Origin of the sequence: Corynebacterium meridianum (assembly GCF_016342265.1) — a bacterium.
In the GTDB taxonomy this organism is placed as follows: domain Bacteria; phylum Actinomycetota; class Actinomycetes; order Mycobacteriales; family Mycobacteriaceae; genus Corynebacterium; species Corynebacterium meridianum.
Map to the genome: position 1 here is coordinate 1 of NZ_JAEIOS010000006.1, position 632 is coordinate 632.

At 66.0% G+C, this 632-nt stretch carries 1 protein-coding gene; it reads left to right on the forward strand.

The window, feature by feature from the left end:
* On the forward strand, positions 1-346 hold a 346-nt coding region (locus JDV75_RS00065; protein ID WP_198737236.1), incomplete at its 5' end, for a hypothetical protein.
* Between the last annotated feature and the right edge of the window lie 286 nt (positions 347-632).

Below are 632 nucleotides of genomic sequence, written 5' to 3' on the forward strand. Positions count from 1 at the left end.
CGTCAGCTGGAAGACCCAGTGGGGGATCAACTGGCTGCCGCTGCTGGGTCAGGGCACCTACGGCCCCGACCAGACCAGCAAGTGGCGCGGCACGAACTATTACGAGGCCTTCGTCGAGTACAAGCCGACCACGACCCTGGCCATCCGCGCCCAGCTGAACCTGTGGGACGACTTCGTCATCACCCGCACGGTCTACGCCAGCCGCAGCCCGCGCACGATCTACTATGTCGAGGTCCGCGACATCGACCCGCGGACGTTCGTGCAGCTGAGGGTGCGGAAAACGTTTCAACGCTCTGGGTCCCTCTCCCCTTGCGGGAGAGGGTGGCCCGCGAAGCGGGTCGGGTGAGGGGTGGAAGGACGAGGCCACCGCCAAACGTGTCAGCCGACGAGGCGGTTCAGATTTGAGAGACCCCTCATCCGTCGGCTATCGCCGACACCTTCTCCCGCAAGGGGAGAAGGATCAGGAATGCCGTTTCACCAACGCCTTCGGCGCCACGAGCGTCCAGGCCGTGCGCAGCAGGCCCGCCAACTCGTCGGCGTCGATTTCGGCCAGCCGCACCAGCACCGCCGGATAGCCGCGATAGTGGGCGTCGTCGAAGAAGCGCTCGGGGGCTGCCTCGATCAGCATCTGC